This window comes from Pseudoalteromonas sp. Of7M-16 (genome assembly GCF_022347805.1).
GTDB classification, from domain to species: domain Bacteria; phylum Pseudomonadota; class Gammaproteobacteria; order Enterobacterales; family Alteromonadaceae; genus Pseudoalteromonas; species Pseudoalteromonas luteoviolacea_F.
On the sequence record NZ_JAKRFY010000022.1, the window covers coordinates 44,838 to 63,845 of the forward strand.

Genomic DNA, 19,008 nt, shown 5'->3' on the forward strand with positions numbered 1-19,008 from the left:
TGTCGTACTTATTGTTTTGCTTTTTCAGCGTCAGAATTATTATTTTCTGTGGCGCTAAATGGATACAATTTGATTTTGGTATTAGCGAGTTGCATTGACTCTTTTGAATTGGATTGACTGACTATCAATTCAGGGTCGCTAATTAGTTTTTGATACAAAAACAGCATTTCGTCAGCTTCTAGGTTAGGATAGCTATCACTTAAAAACCCAAGCAGGGCAGTGCGCTTTTGCCCACTGGTTGAAAAAGACTTTTTGACATCTTGATAATCAGGAATATTGGGGCTTTGGTATGCAGGTACATCTTGATGATCAGGCAATTGATATTCTTCATGTTCAAACTCAGCAAGGCTTGCCATATAGGCGACCATGTGGCGCTTTTGACCAAGGTTAAAACGCTGAATATCGGACACGAAGTCTGGCTGAACAGGGCTAAGCATACGATCCACCCCATTTTTACGGATAAGTCCGAGCACTTTGGCTGCTTGGCGAGTAATAAGGGTGTTCCGCCTTAATTCCTCACGCAATGGCATTAGCATATCGGCACTTTTACCCAAACTTTCTCTGCCTATTAAATGCATGTCTAATATACGCGTTCTCAGTTGCTCGAGCATACGTTTGTCTTGAGCGCCTCGACCAAGCTGTTCGATTTGATTTATTTGTTCACTAATTTGCGTTTCTATGTCGCTAAAACAAGCTTGAAATGGACCGTGTATGTCAACCATTTCAAGCATTGGTTCAATATATTCGTCAAATGCTTCTATGACAGCTTGATAACGTCGCTTCAATGATAAATTGCTGTGATCAGATTTGGCTTGCTCTACAAGATTGAGAATTGCACTCTCATTGTGTTGATAAAGCTTTACAATTTTTCTGACCCGTTCATCCATAATACGACTAAAGCGTCGAAGCTCGCTATGGTCACCTTCATTACCAGCCTGAGCCAAGCGTGCCCCAAGCCGTTGCAAATCTTTAACTAATACGGTGATTTCTTCAGCAAGACCTAAATGCTCCTCTTGGAGCAAAAAGCTTGCAAAATCAGCGACCGCTCGGTTGATTTCGAGCTGCGAAGACTTAGCTAGAGGAATAATAATTTCTTGATTAAGCAGTCTATTTGTTTCTTTATAAACCCGTTCACTTGACCAGTTAGGGTTCTTTAATTTTATTAAGTTTTGTACATCTTTTATACTGAAATCCGACATTTTAAATCGCTTAAATAGCAACTCTAAAACGTTCCAGTGTTCATTTAATGTATTAAGAACTTTTTTCGCTGGGATCATAACTTTCCAGTTTGTATCATTTTTGTGACATCACTTGTTCACGAATTTGTCATAAATTGTAATTATTGATAGCGGTCACTTGCCCATAGTGTTAGACTCCGCGCCGATTTACATCACCCTTTACAAAAATTACATTTGATTACAGGTTGTTTACGCGTATGGTCACTTCCATAATCCTAACCCTAATAGCGCTAGCTTTTGTGCTTATCGTTATAGAGGATATTATCCATGTAAACAAGGCCAAAACGACGCTTTTTTTTGGCACTTTATGTTGGATTATCGCTTTTATCTCTCCAATTCATGGCGAAAGCTCAGAAACTATACAACATCAGCTCGATCACAACATCTTAGAAATTGCGACGTTATGGCTTTTTTTAATGGCTGCGATGACTTTTGTTGCTTATTTAAACTCTAAAGGTTTTATTCAAAACATTGTCCATCGCATCATGCCTGAGCAGATCAGCGAGAGAAAGTTAATGTTTCTCGTCGGTGCTTTTGCGTTTATATTTTCTTCGATTTCTGACAACATTACTGCGACGCTAATATCTTTGGCTGTTGTCATGTCCTTAAAACTGGATGCGAAAAAGCTAGTAAAGTATGCCACATTAATCATTTTTAGCGTAAATTCTGGTGGTGTTTCGCTGATCACTGGTGATGTAACAACCTTGATGATATTTTTGGCGGGTAAAGTCACAATACCGGATCTCTTGCTGTTAGTTTTGCCGGCCATCGTGAGCGTATTTGCATTGGCAGCAATGTTATCCATCGGTATGAATGAGCAACTTTACTTTGCACGCCAAGAATTACGCCGTATTGAAAAGACTGACATAACGATTGCAGTCATTTTTATGTCCACCGTACTTGCCACGTTGTTTTTAAGTGTTCATTATCAAGTACCGCCTATGCTGACGTTTTTATTCGGTTTGTCATTTATGTTTCTAGTTGCGCAATTTTTAATGCGAAAAAAAGACGTCAACAAAAAGATAATCGATTACATTAGAGAAATAGAATACGACACGCTGCTATTTTTTGTAGGTGTACTGCTGTTGGTGGGGGCGCTTAAGGAAGTTGGCGTGTTAAGTATGTTTACTGAACTCTATCAATATTTGGCACCTGAATATGCAAATTATTTGGTTGGGTTGCTGAGTGCAGCAGTAGACAATGTACCACTAACCGCAGCGTTATTAAAAGCGCAGATCGAAATGACCCCGCAGCAATGGCTAACATTTACCTATGCAACAGGTGTGGGTGGCTCTATGCTAATTATTGGTTCCGCTGCGGGTATTATTGCGATGAGTAAAGTAAAAGCATTGACCTTTATGAGTTATTTAAAAATGGCGCTGTATTTACTGATTGCTTATACCATAGGTTACGCTGGATCGTATTATATGGGGCAACTTATTTAAGTCTTTTTTGGTGTTAAGGTACAAAACTACTTGACACCTAGACGTCTAAAAGATAGTTTTTAAAAGCCTGCTCTTGTAGCAGGTTTTATTTTGCCGGTGTTCAGCTTAATACCCGCAAAATAGACAGAAGAGGTGCGATGCTTAGGTAGCTTGTTCGAGGACACGACATCCGACGACAGCAAGCGAGGGAAGTATTCGCCGAGGAAAGTGATTGGTCGTATCAATGACTTTTCGGTTTACGGGGTTGAATCCTCGGAACTGTCACCGTTTATTGGTGGAGAGCTTCTGGCAGTGGTTTTTTCAATATATTTCTATTTCCTCTTGCCAAGTTAGTTCTCCTTATTTTTTTGATAGTACATGTGCTATCACAAGGAGATAAAATGAATTCCCAGTCTGTTGTTGCTAAGTTCGGTGGTACAAGTGTTGCTGACTACACTGCTATGCATCGTTGTGCACAAATTATTAATGACGACCCTAAGGTAAAAGTCGTGGTTGTAAGTGCCAGTGCAGGTGTTACAAATCACCTAGTAGAGCTAGTTCAACAAAAAGCCAATCATCAAGAGCGTTTGGCACTGGTAGACGCGGTTATGCAAATTCAGCACCGCATTCTTGAACATGTCACCCTAGACTCAGACTTACAAATAGGTTTCAAAGAAACTTATTCAGAATTTAAAGAAATAGCAATGTTACCCGCACTGAGTGCACAGCAATGTGACGAAGTGTTGAGTTTTGGTGAACGTTTTTCTTCATTCATTTTTACTCAAGTGCTACGAACGCTAGGCGTCAATTCAGTCCGCTTTGACGTTAGAAACATTCTAAAAACGGATAGTAATTTTTCAAAAGCGACACCAGATATTGAAGCTTCAGCAGCAGCCGCTGCTGAACATTTGGCTCCGCTGTTAGATAATCATGTGGTAGTAACACAGGGTTTTATCGGCAGTGATAAATATGGGCAAACGACCACTTTGGGCCGCGGTGGTTCTGATTACAGTGCGGCGTTAATCGCAGAGGCAATTGATGCTGACAGTGTGCAAATTTGGACTGATGTAGTTGGCATTTTCAGTACAGATCCTAGACTCTGTACTAAAGCGAAACCAATTCCGAGATTGAGCTTTGACGAAGCGGCTGAAATGGCAACGTTTGGCGCGAAAGTGCTGCATCCAGCGACGATTTTACCTGCCAGCAGAAAAGGTATCTCTGTTTTTGTCGGCTCAAGTAAAGCGCCTGAGCAAGGTGGTACTTGGATTGAAAAAGAAACTCAGGCTCAGTCTGGGATCCGTGCCGTCACACAACGTAAGAACCAAATCCTATTAACATTAAAAAGCCCTGAAATGTTGTTAGCAAGCGGCTTTCTCGCGAAAATTTTTACGATATTAAGTAACTACAATATATCGGTCGATCTTGTTACGACTTCTGAAATAAGTGTTGCTTTGACCTTAGATAATGCGCCTAATGCGTCACGTCCAGAGCTTGAACAAGCGTGTCTTGATGAGCTTGGTGAATTTTGTCACGTTAGTGTAGAGAACAATTTGACGTTAGTCGCTATGATAGGCTCTGAAATTCAGCTAAAAGGGGGAGATGATTGTTTGGTTGATGTGTTATCTGAATTCGATATACGTCTAATTTGCCATGGTGCAAGTCGTCACAATTTATGCTTCTTAGTTGAACAGGCCAGCTCAGATCAAGTCGTTCAAGCAATCCATCAAAAATTGTTGGAAGCGGCCTAAAATTCTGGTTTTACGATAGTAGCTTAGGTATATTTTCTAGGCTACTATCGTTTCTGTTGTTGATGAAATAACTTTATAACAAATATTAATGATAAAGTTGCAATAAAGAACCCAAGGTGGCACTCTTAATAAAGTAACAATAATTTGCATAAGGGCCTCCCATGCAGTATCAAGATATCTATGAGTTTTGGTTTGTTACATGCTCAGAAAAAGATTGGTGGCAGAAGTCATCAGCGTTTGACCAAAAAATCAAAAGTCAATTTTCAGTTCTACATAAAATGGCACACAACGGCGAGTTGGAAAGGTGGAGAGATACCCCTGTTGGCTCATTGTGTGAGATTATCGTTTTAGACCAATTCCCGAGAAATATGTACAGAGATACACCGCAGGCTTTTGCCAGTGATGCTCTGGCTTTGAGCTTATCTCAACAGGCCATTGATAAAGGGTTTGATCAGGCCCTAAACGATACAGAAGTAGGTTTTTTATATATGCCGTTTATGCATAGTGAGAGCGCGGTCATTCATCGCCAAGCAGAGGCTTTATTTCGCGAATTACCGGGCTACGAATTTGAGCTGGCACATAAAAAAATAATTGATCGATTTGGACGTTACCCTCACAGAAACGAGATTCTAGGTCGAGTTTCAACGGATGAAGAACTTGAGTTTTTGCAGCAGCCTGGCTCTAGTTTTTAATTGGTGAGTTTTATTCATTAATGGGCGAGGGGAGTTCCCGTATCAGGGTTGTTGTGCTCGCATTTTTCAATCAAAAAGGTATAATCGCTGGCCAAAACAATAATTATATTTGTGTTCGATTATGGCTCAGGTACGTGATGGTTTTCAAAGCCGACTTGGCTTTGTCCTAGCAGCAGCGGGTGCCGCTGTTGGTTTAGGAAATATTTGGGGCTTCCCAACTCAAGCTGCCAATCATGGCGGTGGTGCATTTTTACTCGCATATTTTATCGTTATCTTTTTGCTGGCATTACCTGCGTTGTATACCGAGCTTTATCTCGGTCATCAAGCACAGGCAAATCCAGTAAAAGCTCTCAAGCAAGCTTGGCAAGAAAAGCAACCTAATGTAGGAGCGGCCGCTGGCTATATTGGTTTGAGTGGCGCAATTGTGATGCTCAGCTTCTATTCTATTGTTGCCGGTTGGATGCTGGCACATTCTCTAGAACCGTTAACTTCGTTGTTTGGTATGGATGCTGTGAGTCAGTTTTTAACTGGTGACTCAACGGCGAGAAACTTTGTGTTTACGCCTTTGATGCTGCTGTTAACTGCGGCAATTATTTTAAAAGGGGTGAAATCAGGTATCGAAACTTGGTCTCGTCGATTAATGCCAATGTTGCTACTTTTGTTGTGCTGCTTGATTGCTTATATGGCAACGTTAGAAGGGGCGGCAGAAGGATTCAAAGCTTACTTGGTCCCTAATTTTGATAAGATTACTGATCCGGATTTGATCATTGCAGCAATGGGCCAGGCATTTTTCTCGTTGTCTCTTGGTGTCGGTTGTATGATGATTTATGGCTCATATCTAAAGCCCAATGAAAACTTACCTAAGTTGACTTTTAGTGTCGCCATGTTGGATACCGGTGTTGCATTTTTAGCTGGTTTGCTGATTATTCCGGCTATTTTCGTGGCGCAGCAAAACGGCGTGGAAGTTTTTCAAGATGGAAAATTAGCTGGGGAAGGGCGTCTGATCTTTGCAATTTTACCAGAGCTATTTAAAAGTATGGGCCAAATAGGCATTTGGGTCGGTCTCACGTTCTTCGTACTTATGTCTATTGCTTCTTTAACTTCGACTATTTCCTCTACAGAAATACCGGTTTCATTCTTAGTTGAAAATCATGGTATGGGAAGAAGAAAAGCAACATGGATTGTCACTTTAGTGATTTTAGTTTGTTCAAGCTTAATCATTATGAACTTTGATTGGCTGTTTGGTTTGGTGATTTCAGTGTTCACTCGATATCAACTACCTTTGATGGGACTTTTTTACTTTATCACAGTTGGTTGGATGTGGAAGCGAGGTAATACACTGCTATTGGACGCGACAGGTTTACGCTATTGGTTTGCTCAGTATTTGCGATTTATTTGTCCGATACTAATGACAGCCGTATTCGTTAATGTCGTTATCAATAAATAACACCAAATTGCAGATAACAAAAAAGCGCAGCCATTTGGCTGCGCTTTTTTGTTATCATTTGGTTTAAAAGGGGCCATATGTACTAAACGAGGTTTGGAGTATGCGTCTTGTGTTTAAGTGCATATAAGTTTTTCAGTGTGGTATTTGCTATTTCTGTCAGTGCTTCTTGTGTAAAGAACCCTTGATGACCTGTGATTAGTACATTAGGAAAACCACTTAGCCTTACAAAGGTGTCATCTTGGATGATCTCTTCACGGCGGTCTTTGAAAAAAAGTTCCGATTCCTGCTCGTATACATCTAACCCTAAATATCCGATTTTCTTTGATTTGAGTGCAGTAATGCATGCGGGTGTGTCAATTATCGCACCGCGACTGGTGTTAATCACCATAACGCCTTGCTTCATTTTCTCAAATGCTTGAGCATCAAGTAAGTGATGTGTAGCATCGGTTAGGGGACAATGTAGGGATATGATATCGCTCTGCTGTAAAAGCATATCGAGTGACACCTGTGTATAAGAGCCTTCGCCGATGTTGGGATCATATACAAGCGTGTGCGCACCAAAGCCATTTAAGATAGACACCAAGGCTTGGCCAATTTTACCACAACCAATTAAACCAACCGTTTTGTTGTGGATATTAAATCCCAATAATCCATTGAGGTCAAAATTCTCCTCTCGGATACGGTTATATGCTTTATGTGTTTTTCTCGCTAGGGTGAGTATCAAGGCCATGCAGTGCTCTGCAACCGCCTCCGGGCTGTATGAGGGAACTCGCACAACTTGCAGGCCCAATGCATGCGCTGACTCAATGTCCACATTATTGTAGCCAGCACACCTCAGAGCGATGTATTTAATACCGAGTTCTGCTAATTCAGCGAGTACACAAGCGTTGAGATCATCATTGACAAACACGCATACGGCATCATAGCCAGCCGCCAAATAAACGGTATCTCTGTTTAGATTATGTTCGAAATACGCAAACTCAAAATCAATGAAATTTTTAATTGCTTGAGAGAAGAATGCGTTTTCATATTTTTGCGAACTGAAAAGTGCTACTTTCATCTTGCAACTGACCCTCGATGATCTGCTTTAAAGATTCAGGCTTTGTACGCGGTGCATAGCGTGACAAAAGCTCGCCATTATTACCGATTAAAAATTTAGTGTAGTTCCATTTTATTGCTCTATTTTGAGCAATGCCCCGCGTATGTGATTTTAGGTAATTAAATAAAGGATGAGCATCAGGGCCATTAACCAATGTTTTTTCAGCAACTTTAAAACTCAAACTAAAATGTGATTGATAAAACTCACGAAGCATTTCATTTTCTAACGGCTCATTTTTACCAAATTGATTGCATGGGAATGCAATTATCTCCAGGCCTTGTTTATTATACTTACGATACATTTTTTCAAGGGCGGTGAGCTGTGGCGTAAAACTACATTTACTTGCGATGTTGACAATGATAACGGGTCTATTTTGATATGACCTAAGTGAAACTGTCTCACCAGTAAGTAACTTAACACTGTATCTGTAAATATTATCCATGCTGCAAAGTTCCGTGCATATAACGAGTTGTATTTATAATTTTCATGTGGAGTTGTTGTGTAATCCACTGACTGCCAATGAGGTGTAATCCCCTCCATTGTTCAAGCATAGCAGTCATTTTGGTCAATTTTATGTCAAGGGAGTTTAAATTTAACCAAATGTACACAAATGATAAGTGAAGAGAGATTTAAAGCAGAGCTGTGCCACCGGTGTGGCACAAAAAAGTAAAGTTTAAACAAGGCGTTTTAATAAGCTGGAAGTATCCCAACGATTGCCACCCATCTTTTGAACATCGGCGTAGAACTGATCTACCAAAGCGGTTACGGGTAAGGTAGAGCCATTCTTTTTGGCTTCATCAAGAGCAATAGACAGATCTTTTCGCATCCAATCCACAGCAAAACCGTGCTCATAATGATCATCTAACATGCTCTTATGACGGTTTTCCATCTGCCAGCTACCAGCAGCACCTTTTGAGATCACTTCAATGACAGCTTCACAGTCTATGTTGGCATTTTGACCAAACTGCAATGCTTCTGCGAGACCTTGCACAACACCTGCGATACAAATCTGATTCATCATTTTTGCTATTTGACCTGAACCGACATCGCCGAGCAATTTAGAAAAGCGTGCATAAGCAGCCATCACTGGCTCAACAGCATTGTAGATGTCTGCTTGACCACCACACATGATGGTAAGTTGGCCGTTAACTGCACCTGCTTCTCCACCTGATACCGGCGCATCAATGAAGCCGATCTGCTTAGATTCGCAGGCTTTAAATAATTCTCTCGCTACATCTGCGGAAGCGGTTGTGTGATCAACTAATGTAGTATTTGCACGCATTGATTGAAGAACGCCATCAGTACCAGTGGTTACTTCTCTGAGGTCGTCGTCATTACCAACGCAAATAAATACGATATCCGCATTCGCGGCTGCTAATGCTGGGGTCGTCGCAAGTTGACCGGAATACGTTTCCATCCAAGTTTGTGCTTTGCTCGTAGTGCGGTTGTATACCGTGACGTTATACCCTTGATTTGCTAGGTGGCCAGCCATCGGAAATCCCATTACACCAAGGCCAATAAAGGCTACATTTTTGTTATTTGATGTCATATTTAACAATCCAGTTGTGACAAGTGACTCGATTGTAACTTAAGTGGGGGAGTTTTGGCTGAATATTTTGCATGATAATGAACTGTTTTCATGCATTTATTTTGAAAGGTTTATAACAGAGTAGCCTGATATTCAAGCTACTCTGTTTTGAGTAATTAAACTTTAGAAGTAGTTAAGTTTTCTTCAAGATCTTTCGCTGCGTCTGGGTCGTTAAAAACATCATGATTTAATTCACCTTCCGATTTTGCGACCACACATGTAACCATACAGTCACCAGTAACGTTAACAGCTGTACGGGTCATATCCAGTAGCCTATCAACACCCATGATAATAGCGATACCTTCGACTGGAAGACCAACTTGGTTTAACACCATTGCAAGCATGATCAAACCAACACCAGGCACACCTGCTGTGCCCACAGAAGCCAGCGTGGCAGTTAAAATCACCATTAGGTAATCGCTAAGAGTTAAGTCAACAGCAAATACCTGAGCGATAAAGACGGTAGCAACACCTTGCATAATGGCTGTACCATCCATATTGATTGTTGCACCTAAAGGCACTGTAAAAGAGGCGACGGTATTGTTTGCACCTAACTTTTTGGTAGCTGTTTCAAGTGTTACAGGCATTGTTGCGCTAGAGCTAGAGGTACTAAATGCAAACATGCAAGCATCTTTCATTTTAGTTAAGAAGGTCACAGGGTTTAGACCTGTAAGCACCTTGAGTAAAATAGTGTAGTTTACTAAAGCGTGGAAAAACAACGCTGCCACTACAACTAAGAAGTATTTTCCAAGTTCAACAATTAAACCCATTTTAATATCGGTAAACAGCTTTGCCATTAAACAGAACACACCATATGGCGCTAAGTTCATTAATAGAGTAACTAATTTCAAAATGACCGTATTTAAATCATCAAAAACAGCCGCGATCCGTTTGCCAGGCTCTCCACTTAATGCCATAGCAATACCGAATAGCAAAGCAAATACGATAACTTGGAGCATATTGCCACTGGCCATGGCATCGATTGGGTTAGTTGGGAACATACCAATGATAACTTGCGCGAGAGTAGGCGCTTCTTTTGCATCAAAGCTGCTTGTAGTTGGCATATCAATCCCTGCACCTGGACTTACGAGCAGAGCAAGTGATATTGCGACTGTGATAGCAATTGCAGTAGTTGTTAAATATAACAATATAGACTTACCACCTAGACGACCTAGCTTTTTAGGATCACTTAGGCTACAGGTACCACAAACCAAAGATATAAATACCAGAGGAACAACCAGCATTTTTAAACTGGCAATAAAGATTTGACCACCGACGTGGAAAAGACCATCCACAAAGAAACCTCTTAATGGAAAGTCGACAAATCCAAGGGGGATTAAGAACTCAGGCTCACCGGCAAGAATTTGTTGGAAAATTATACCGACACCAATACCCGCGATCATGGCTATCATGATACGTGTAGTCAGGCTAAATTTATTATTATCAGTCATTGTTTTGGACACGCCCTAAAACTTTTCGTTGTTAAAATCGTTATAGCCTAACAGGATGGTTCAAAATGAACAAAAAAAAATGCCAAGACTACGAAAAAATTGTGATTTTTTATCTTGGTTTGGGTTAACATTGTGCAAATAACTCTAATTTTAAATTGTGCGAGGGAGAACTGCGGATGTTTTCAATGCGTTGGTTTAGCACCATATTTATGATATTCCTTCTAACAGCCTGTGGCGGAGGGGGGTCGATAGAAAAAGACACCTCCGGAGATGGTGGTAATGATACAGATGAATATGCAATTGCATTAAGTCTCAATTCTCAAAGTGGTTCTTCCGAACTCAGCGTTTCAAATCCTATTCAGGTCCAAGCCAAAGTTACAAAAGATGGTCAAGCTCAAGCTGATAGGCTGGTCAAATTTGTCGGCGATGAATTTTCCGAATTTAATGGCTCTACGTCTGCGCTTACGAATAGCGAAGGTATTGCTACAGTTGGGATAGTTGCGAATAATAATCAAGGTGCAGGTACCATAACCGCGTCTTTCGATGTAAATAGTGAAACACTCACCAAATCAATCGAATATGCGGCAATGGGCGATGGTGGCACGCAAATTGCGCTAACCATTACCGATGTCAATGGTAATGAAGTCGACACCGACAATAGATTAGGTGGTGAAAATCCAGCGACCGTTATGGCGACATTAACCAGCAATGGGACGCCCTTAACAGGTCAAATTCTGACCTTTACATTTGATGAACTGATCAGCACCGCAAGTAACGGTAAAATCGTCACTGATGCAAACGGGCAGGCCAGTTTTCAAATTAATGCAACTAGGCAAACTGGTGCAGGGTCAATCGTTGTTACCTATGGCGACATTACTAATAGTACAAACTTCGTTTCAGACGGATACGAATTTTTTGGGCTACAAGTTTACGCCTTATCTGTTGTCGGTTTAGACCAACAGGGCAATGAAACAAATGACTTGTCGTTTTCTTCGCCGATAGCTGTGAGAGCTACCTTAACACTAAACGGTAAACCACTTGCCAATGAACCTCTTGTGTTTACCGTTAATAAGGCACTGATTGGTTCAGCGACCAATGTACTGAAAACAGATGAGCAGGGAGTAGTCACCTTTAATCTGATTGACAATAATGAATCTGGCGTAGGGCAGTTAAATGTTACTTATGAAACTCCGGGTACTGAAATTGAAGATGTTTCGTCATCTATAAGCTTTGAAAGTGAGGGTGACGGCGGTTTGCAGATGCAGGTGCAAATCACAGATCCTCAGGGCAACGCAATTTCTGAGCAAAACCCATTAGATACAGGGAAAAACGGCTCGGTCTCAATTAATTTATTAGACAACGGTCAACCACTATCTGGCGCAATTGTATCTGTTAATGCGGGCACAAAAGGCATTACATTGCCATCAGATGGTCGTGTTGAGACAAATAGTAGCGGTCAAGCTACATTGGCACTTATTCCAAACATGGAGTCGGGCGTTGACACGCTAACGGTGACATATACGACTGAAACAGAGACTGTAACCAACACAGTTAATTATCACTCAAATGGAGACGAGTTTTTTGGTCAGCAGACGTATGAGCTTGCAATTGTTGGTGAGACGGCTGCTGGAGCGTCTTCAAATCAATTGTCTTTTGCTACACCGTTGACTGTAAAGGCGACACTAACATTAAACGGTTCGCCTGTGTCAGGACAAAATGTGAACTTTTCGGTTGATGACAAAGGTTTACTGGCGAGTAGTGTGGTAGAAACAGGCACTGATGGTGTTGCGCCGGTCATTTTAACTGAAAACAATGTTGATGGAGCTGGCGTCGTTACGGCAACATATACGACTGAAGACAATCAGGTGATCAGTAAATCTTTCAGCTTTATCAGTGCTGGTGATGGCGGCTTGCAAATGGTGCTCACTGTTACAGATAAAGAAAATGGCAATCCAATTAGCCAAAGCAATCCGCTGAGCGGTACGACGAAAGGCTCAGTAGAAGTCACGCTTTCCAACAATGGTATATTGGTCAGTAATGCGATTGTCAATGTCTCTACAGGCGGTAAGGCAGCAACTGTACCTTCTGATGGTCAGGCTGCAACTCAGGCAAATGGTAAAGCATCACTAGAGCTGGTTGCTAACAATGAGGATGGCGTTGGACAACTGTCAGCGACCTATACAGACCCCATGACATCTGAAACCGTGACGCAGCAATATATTTACTATACAGAGGGAGATCCTGATTTTGGTGACTCGGCATTTGAGTTATCAATTGTTGCAAGAAATGCGTCAGGTACTGAAACCAATGAGCTGTCTGGTAATTCAGAACTGACTTTGAGCGCGACGTTGTTACAAAATGGTTCTGCATTTGAAAATCAACAAATTCAATTTACGGTCAATGCGTTTGGAACATTAGACCCGCAATCTGGTTCGGTTTTAACCAATGCCTCGGGTGTTGCTACTATTCAACTCAAAGATAACTCCGTTAAAGGAGCTGGTAGAGTTACAGCGACATTTACTGCAAGTAACGGCGAAGAAGTATCGCGCAACTTCAATTTTAATAGTCAAGGCGATGGTGGCTTATTACTGATTATTGAATCTATCAAGGACGGCAACGGTGCAGATATTAATGAAGGCAACTTGTTGACAAAAGATAATAGGGCAGAAGTCACCGCCGTGCTTACAGAAGACGGTAGTCCGGTTCAAGGTGCCTTGGTGACTTTTTCGGTAGATGAAGTTGCAACAATGTCTCCGGAAAATGGCAGAGCGGTGACAGATAGCCAAGGTAAAGCTTCAATAGATTTATTTGTTACAACGGTGTCAGGCGTTGGAGAAGTTACGGCGCAATATGAGGGCATCACAACAAACCCGGCTGTGTTTAACTCTAAAGGTGATGCGGTTGTTATTGATGGCAATTATAGTTTTGACATTCGCCTATTAGTCAACTGTGCACCTGATTGGGACGCGATACGCAATGACACTTCCAACCCAGTTGACCCAAGTGATTGTACTGAAGTAACCAGTGTCGACTCCAGTGTTATTCCTGAACTATTTATTCAATTAGGTAAGGTGACCAGCGCCGGTGAGAGTGTAGAGAACCAAATTATCGACGTTTCGACGGATAAAGGGCAGGTACTGCCTAGCTCAGGCAAGGTATTGACGGATGTAAATGGCATTGCAATCTTAAAGCTGCAGCCTGGAGACAGTGACGGTGCAGGCACGATCAGTGTTAGCTTTGACGGTGAAGATGCAAGCGAAAACTTCTCTGTTGGTATACAGCAGCTTTACTTGCAGCTGTCTGCAGATTTACCCGCGTCGACTAACCCAGATCAACCACTGCCTGAATTAGACGCCGGTGATAGCTTTATCGTGACTGCTAGCGTGTACACAGATGAAGCTTTGAGTGACTTATATGAACAGCCTGTAGACATTGGCTTTTCGACTATCTGTGCAAGTCAGCAGCCTGCTGGTACATTGGCGACAATTGATAGCCCAGTACGAACTCAAGCTGGGGTAGCCACTTCTACGTATCGCGCTAGTGGTTGTAATGGCAATGATACAATAACAGCCAGTATTTCTGCCGCAGATCCGGTTAACTATGCTTTCTATGTCAATACGGCTCCTGTGCAATCATTGAAGTTTATTAGTGCAAGTAACCGCTTTATTGGGTTACCTCCTGCAACCGGCAGTGTACCTGTGACGTCAACTATTACATTCCAGCTGATTGACACAGATGATAACCCGCTAAGACAAAAGCAGATTGAGTTCAGGTTTGCGGATTTAACGGGTGAGGCAAGCCTAAATACTTATAAAGGTAATACAGACAATGATGGTGAAGCAAAAACTTTGATCGAAGGTGGTGTCGTACCTGGAGGCTTGGTCGTGGAAGCTTGTTACCTTCCTGACGAGACAATCGCGCAGGCAGCTCTAACTAACCTGTTCCCAACGTGCTGGCAGTCTAAAATTGATCAATGTACGGCGGATCCAAGTTTAGAGTTCTGTGAACTGCCAGCTGGTATTACGGGCTATTCGCTGATCCCTGCAAATGACCAGATCAATGCTGTTTCTTCTGGTGTGGTCTTATCTTCAGGTGTGCCTGACCAAGATAGTTTTGATGCGGCACCAGAGACGTATATTCTGAATACGCAAAATTATGTCGGTATAACTACAACTATTAACGTGTTCTTTGGTGATCAGTTTAATCAACTTTCTAAAGATGACCTTGTTGCAAATGTTCAAGCGGAAGCTGGAGTAGTTGGTAACATAGATGGCACGGGTGGAGATGAGTCATACCAGTGTTTTGCTGATAAAGGACGCTGTCAGGTTCAGTGGCGATCTCAAGGGGAGTTACCTTTTACAGCAGATAAATGGCGCAATAAAATTAGTGACGTCTGTGATACCTATCAGGGACAACCGGTACCTTGTATCGGTGCATTCCCGGCTACGTTCACTGAAAACATTGATGGTGTTGATGTGACTAGAACCGTAGTACGAGGTGCCCGAGTTACGGTTCTTGCGACGGCAAAAGGTCAAGAAAACTTCCATGATAAGCCTTCAACAGATACCATTCCTCGCAAAAATGGTTTATTTGATATCGGTGAATTTCAGCCATTAAACGACGATTTACCTGAAGCTTTTATTGATTTTAACAGCAATAATCAATTTGATGCTGTAGATTGTGATCCAAGTAATGGTGAAGCAAACGACCCATGTGAACCTACTCTGAGTAATGGTGGTCACAATGAGTTTTATTTAGATGCCAACAATAATGGTCGCTACGATGGCTTACCTGCTGATCCGACAACAGGCATCTACAATGGCCTTTTATGTGGTCAAACAGCTGAGGAAGCAGGTCAGTGTAGCAAAGACCTCGTTGATATTAGAAAACAGTTCGAAATTGTTGCATCAAGTGATGTTGTCTATGCTCGATTTGTCGTTGCTAAATCCCACATTGGTGGTGCCGATTGTGAAAATACAGACCCAGATGTCCCAGTCAACGGTTTGTTCGGACTAGAGGCCACAGAAAATGATGCTTATTGCGACGTGAATCGTATAGTGTTAGGCACAGAAGCTAATCAAACTGAAGAAGTTACAGTCGAGATTTACTACTCTGACCTATATGGTAATTCACTGCCGGAAGGCACAACGGTGAGTATTTCTACTCAGAACGGCTCTATAACTGTACAAGAATTGACAGGTACAATATTTGCGAGTGGCGGTTTTGAGCGTGGCAGAGCTGTTGTGTTGGTGACACCAGAAAATGCCGCTAATAATATTAGTTCTGGAAACTTAATAGTGACATTCACGATTCCAGATCCTAATAATCCTGGTGAAAGCATAGAAAGAACCAAAACACTGACGATCCAAGATAATGGTTAAAATTTCGTAGTCAAAGGGCCTTTTTTAAGGCCCTTTTTTATTAACGCTTGAATTTCCTCACATATCCGCTATATTCGCCTCTTTAACAAGTCCAAAGATGTGATTGAGTAAAAATGAAGCAATAATTGCTTAATTAATCACTGTTCAGATAAAAGTTAGAATGAAAAGCTTGTAACAATAGGTGTTTGTGGATATACCTATAAATAATAACGCCCAAGAGGGCACAACAGACAAAATTAGTCAAAATAGGCAAATATGGGCAAATCGCTAGTAATCGTAGAGTCTCCCGCAAAGGCCAAAACTATTAATAAGTATTTGGGAAAAGACTACATTGTGAAATCCAGTGTAGGTCATGTTCGTGATCTACCAACGTCAGGAGCGGGTAAAACCAAAGGGGTTGCTACCAAGTCTCCGGCTGAAGTACGTAAAATGTCACCAGAAGAGAAGGCGGCATATCGCAAACAGAAGGACTACGCTAATTTAGTTGCAAGAATGGGCATAGACCCTGAGAAGGGCTGGGAGCCTCACTATGAAGTGTTGCCTGGCAAGGAAAAAGTTGTCCAAGAGCTTACAAAGCTTGCTCAAGATGCAGACCACATCTATCTCGCAACCGATTTGGATAGAGAAGGAGAAGCAATCGCTTGGCACCTTGAAGAGATCATCGGTGGCGATGCGTCAAAGTATAAGCGGGTGGTATTTAACGAGATTACCAAAAACGCGATTACGCAAGCGTTTGAGGCGCCTGGCCAGCTCAATACTGATATGGTGTATGCACAACAAGCTCGCCGTTTTCTAGACCGAGTTGTAGGTTTTATGGTTTCACCTCTACTGTGGCAAAAAGTCGCACGTGGGTTATCAGCAGGCCGAGTTCAGTCAGTTGCTGTGCGTTTGTTGGTTGAGCGAGAAAGAGAAATTAAAGCGTTTATCCCTGAAGAGTTCTGGGATATTCATGCCGATACTAAGTTGGCAGCAAGCGATGTTCGCTTTGCTGTGACAAAGTATCAAGGTCAAGCGTTTAAGCCCGTTAACGAGCAAGAAGCATTAAAAGCAGTTGCGGATATTGAAAGCGCAAGTCTTTCTGTTGTTAAAGTTGAAGAGAAGCCAAGTAAGAGTAAGCCGAGTGCACCTTTTATTACTTCAACCATGCAGCAGGCTGCGAGCACCAGATTGGGTTACGGCGTAAAGAAAACCATGATGTTGGCGCAACGTTTGTATGAAGCAGGTTACATAACGTATATGCGTACCGACTCAACAAACCTGTCAAATGATGCTGTTGAAATGTGTCGCGACTATATTCAAGGTAACTTTGGCGATAAGTACTTGCCAAAAGCACCTATAAAATATAGCGCCAAAGGTAATGCTCAGGAAGCGCACGAAGCAATTAGACCGTCTGACGTAAATGTATTGTCAGGGCATGTTGAAGGCGTAGATGCGGACGCTAAGAAGTTATATGAGCTTATTTGGCGACAGTTTGTTGCTTGCCAAATGACGCCTGCTGAGTATGACCTGACAAATATCACTCTTGGTGCAAACGACTATACGTTGAAAGCGCGTGGGCGTGTACTGAGATTTGACGGTTGGACTAAAGTACAACCAGCAGTGCGCAAAAAGAACGAAGAAGAGCAAGCATTGCCTGCTGTGGCCGTAGGTGACAACGTTGACTTAGTGAGCCTTGATCCTAAACAGCACTTCACTAAGCCACCGGCTAGATACAGTGAAGCAAGCTTAGTTAAAGAATTGGAAAAAAGAGGGATTGGTCGTCCGTCTACTTACGCAGCGATTATCTCGACAATCCAAGAGCGTGGTTATGTACGTGTAGAAAATAGACGTTTCTTCGCTGAAAAAATGGGAGAGATAGTCACAGACCGCTTAGTTGAGAACTTTAACGATCTAATGAACTTTGACTTTACAGCAAAAATGGAAGGCCGTTTGGATGACATTGCTGAAGGTGAAAGGGAATGGACTCATGTTCTTGATAAGTTTTATGCGGATTTTTCACAGCAGCTTGAATTGGCAGGTCAAGACGAAGCCGAAGGCGGCATGCGTCAAAATGTGATGGTCGAGACAGACATTGACTGTACAACTTGTGGCAGAAAAATGGGTATTCGTACTGCATCGACTGGTGTGTTCTTAGGTTGTACCGGGTATAGCTTGCCACCTAAAGAACGTTGCACAACAACAATGAATCTGATCTCTGGTGATGAAGCCATTGATAAGGACGTAGAAGACGCAGAGACAGAAAGCTTAAGACAGAAAAAACGCTGCCCAATCTGTGAAACGGCAATGGACTCATACCTGATAGATGAGACACGCAAGATCCATGTGTGCGGTAATAACCCCGCATGTGGTGGTTATGTTGTTGAACAGGGAACATTCAAGATAAAAGGTTATGATGGACCTGTTATTGAGTGTGACAAATGTGGCGCTGATATGCAGCTCAAGTCAGGTCGTTTTGGCAAGTACTTTGGCTGTACAAAAGAAGATTGTAAAAATACGCGCAAACTGCTGAAAAGCGGTGAGCCTGCTCCACCAAAAGAAGATCCAGTTCCGCTACCTGAATTGGAATGTGAAAAGTCGGAAGCACACTTCGTCCTGAGAGACGGTGCATCAGGCATTTTCTTGGCGGCGCATACATTCCCTAAATCACGGGAGACTCGCGCGCCAAAAGTGGCAGAGCTGAAGAGATTTAGAGATCGTATTTCTCCTAAGTTTTATTATCTTGCGGATGCACCTGAGCAGGATAACGATGGAAACTTGGCTGTAGTTAGGTACTCTCGAAAAACGAAGACTCAATATGTCATGACAGAAGTTGAAGGAAAAGCCACAGGCTGGAAAGCAACCTTTGTTGATGGTAAGTGGGTTGAAGAAGAGAAAAAGCGTAAAAAATAACTAAAAAGGCCAGCATTTGCTGGCCTTTTATTGAACAGACCTTTTCAAAGC

11 protein-coding genes and 1 riboswitch are annotated in these 19,008 nt (G+C 42.1%); of the genes, 6 read left to right on the forward strand and 5 right to left on the reverse strand.

Annotated features, from left to right (window positions below):
• Positions 1-8 precede the first annotated feature (8 nt).
• Positions 9-1,277 carry a hypothetical protein gene (locus MHN81_RS20135; RefSeq protein WP_239426533.1) on the reverse strand — a complete coding sequence of 423 codons (1,269 nt, stop codon included), beginning with the start codon at positions 1,275-1,277 and terminating at the stop codon, positions 9-11.
• 158 nt (positions 1,278-1,435) lie between these two features.
• On the opposite strand from MHN81_RS20135, the gene nhaD reads away from it, so the two are divergent.
• The 4 genes from nhaD to MHN81_RS20155 all read left to right on the forward strand — a co-directional run bounded on the left by nhaD (position 1,436) and on the right by MHN81_RS20155 (position 6,549).
• A complete protein-coding gene (gene nhaD, locus MHN81_RS20140) occupies positions 1,436-2,683 on the forward strand; it encodes a sodium:proton antiporter NhaD (RefSeq protein ID WP_239426534.1) in 1,248 nt (415 codons plus the stop codon).
• Positions 2,684-2,802: 119 nt separating this feature from the next.
• Positions 2,803-2,976, forward strand: a riboswitch (Lysine riboswitch).
• 87 nt (positions 2,977-3,063) lie between these two features.
• Entirely contained in the window at positions 3,064-4,410 is a 1,347-nt protein-coding gene (gene lysC, locus MHN81_RS20145; protein WP_239426535.1) for a lysine-sensitive aspartokinase 3, read from the forward strand.
• Between the two features lie 161 nt (positions 4,411-4,571).
• Positions 4,572-5,102: a DUF924 family protein gene (locus tag MHN81_RS20150; RefSeq protein ID WP_023399443.1), complete on the forward strand. Its 531-nt coding sequence runs from the start codon at positions 4,572-4,574 to the stop codon at positions 5,100-5,102.
• 121 nt (positions 5,103-5,223) lie between these two features.
• A complete protein-coding gene (locus MHN81_RS20155; protein WP_023399444.1) occupies positions 5,224-6,549 on the forward strand; it encodes a sodium-dependent transporter in 1,326 nt (441 codons plus the stop codon).
• An 82-nt stretch (positions 6,550-6,631) separates the two neighbouring features.
• Here the strand turns inward: MHN81_RS20155 and MHN81_RS20160 are convergent, their stop codons facing one another.
• From MHN81_RS20160 to MHN81_RS20175, 4 genes are all read right to left on the reverse strand, one after another.
• Entirely contained in the window at positions 6,632-7,609 is a 978-nt protein-coding gene (locus MHN81_RS20160; protein ID WP_023398367.1) for a 2-hydroxyacid dehydrogenase, read from the reverse strand.
• Positions 7,575-8,090: a redoxin domain-containing protein gene (locus tag MHN81_RS20165; protein ID WP_023398366.1), complete on the reverse strand. Its 516-nt coding sequence runs from the start codon at positions 8,088-8,090 to the stop codon at positions 7,575-7,577. Before MHN81_RS20165 ends, MHN81_RS20160 begins: the two co-directional genes overlap by 35 nt.
• A 231-nt stretch (positions 8,091-8,321) precedes the next feature.
• Positions 8,322-9,197 (reverse strand): NAD(P)-dependent oxidoreductase, encoded by an 876-nt coding sequence (locus MHN81_RS20170; RefSeq protein WP_239426536.1) that lies wholly within the window; start codon positions 9,195-9,197, stop codon positions 8,322-8,324.
• A gap of 155 nt (positions 9,198-9,352) precedes the next feature.
• On the reverse strand, positions 9,353-10,687 hold the full coding sequence (locus tag MHN81_RS20175; protein ID WP_023398364.1) for a dicarboxylate/amino acid:cation symporter: 1,335 nt from the start codon (positions 10,685-10,687) through the stop codon (positions 9,353-9,355).
• A 185-nt stretch (positions 10,688-10,872) separates the two neighbouring features.
• Here MHN81_RS20175 and MHN81_RS20180 point away from each other — a divergent pair, with 185 nt between their 5' ends.
• Entirely contained in the window at positions 10,873-16,068 is a 5,196-nt protein-coding gene (locus MHN81_RS20180) for a hypothetical protein (RefSeq protein WP_239426537.1), read from the forward strand.
• A gap of 255 nt (positions 16,069-16,323) precedes the next feature.
• The gene (topA, locus tag MHN81_RS20185) at positions 16,324-18,957 is read left to right on the forward strand and encodes a type I DNA topoisomerase (protein ID WP_239426538.1); all 2,634 of its coding nucleotides are present in this window, start codon (positions 16,324-16,326) and stop codon (positions 18,955-18,957) included.
• Positions 18,958-19,008 lie beyond the last annotated feature (51 nt).